At 47.2% G+C, this 1,082-nt stretch carries 2 protein-coding genes; both read right to left on the bottom strand.

Translation table 11 applies throughout. The features are described from left to right. On the bottom strand, positions 1-554 hold a 554-nt coding region (gene holA / locus R8N28_RS26690), incomplete at its 3' end, for a DNA polymerase III subunit delta (RefSeq protein WP_318183853.1). Positions 555-559: 5 nt separating this feature from the next. After that, positions 560-1,082, bottom strand: a 523-nt coding sequence (gene lptE / locus R8N28_RS26685) for an LPS assembly lipoprotein LptE (protein WP_318183852.1), incomplete at its 5' end; no start/stop codon positions are given.

The following is a 1,082-nucleotide window of genomic DNA, read 5'->3' as shown; positions in this document are numbered from 1 at the left end:
TCTAGACTCTGAGAAAGTGCAAATAAGTTGCCTTCATGCCACTGTGCCAACATCTGTAAGGATTGCTGATCGGGCTTTAAACCCAATGCGCGGCAGCGCGTTTGCACAAACATAGGCAAACGCTGAAGATCCGGCGTTAAGCAGCTGACCCAGTCGCCTTTGGCATTCAGTGCTTTAAACCATTTGGCATTTTCTTGCGCTTTAGTCAGCTTCGTTCCGACGATCACTAGCATGATGTCATCATCCAGCATGTCACACAGGGTCTGTAGCTCTTTGCTGATGGCTGTGTTGACACCACTTTCTGGGATCTCAAGCTCAATGAGTTGTCGACTAGAAAATAAGCTCAGAGCTTGAAAGCAGTCATACACTTGGTTCCAATCTAAACTTGCATCGACAGCAAAACGGTGTCTTTCTTCAAAACCATGTTGTAGAGCGGTTTTTTGAATCGCTTGGCGGCTTTCTTGGATCAGTAGCGGTTCGTTTCCGAAGATCAGATAAACCTGCTTTAAGTGTTTGGCTAGATGGTCAGCTAGCTTGTCAGCATAAATTCGCATGTTGATTAAGAGTTTGTTTTCTCAGTTGGCGCGGCAATTTGCCCCGCTTCGTACTCGGCACGGATTCGGCCAAGCTGACGCATCATCTGTTTCGCTGCTTGTTGACGCATCTCGTCTTCGATTACGTCACGTTCAACCGATTTTGCCAATGCCGTTAACGGGTTGTCTAGGTAGTTGCGGTTCACGGTTGTGGTGAAATTTTTTGAGCCAAACCCTGGAATTGTGACGCGATATTGCACCACGTAAGTCAACTCTTTTTCTGCCGCACGACTGTTTTGGTAAAGCGAGAGCGTGCGCTCATCCATGGTTGCTTTGATTAAATGCAGATTTGGTACCGAAGATGACGGCTGAACTAGGTCAACTTTGTTGAGTTGCAGCTGAGAGCGTACATAGCGTGTGAGTTTGCTGTATTCATCGTAGCTAGAGAATGACATGGTGTGCAGCTCTTCCGGAACGGAATACTCGCCACGAAGGTGAAAACCACAGGCAGAAAGAAGCCCCGCTAGTACCAATACCACTGGTAGTTTA

This window comes from Vibrio sp. Vb1554, assembly GCF_033344235.1.
The sequence above is the reverse complement of the archived record's forward strand: the minus strand, read 5'-3'. Positions and strand labels throughout refer to the sequence as shown.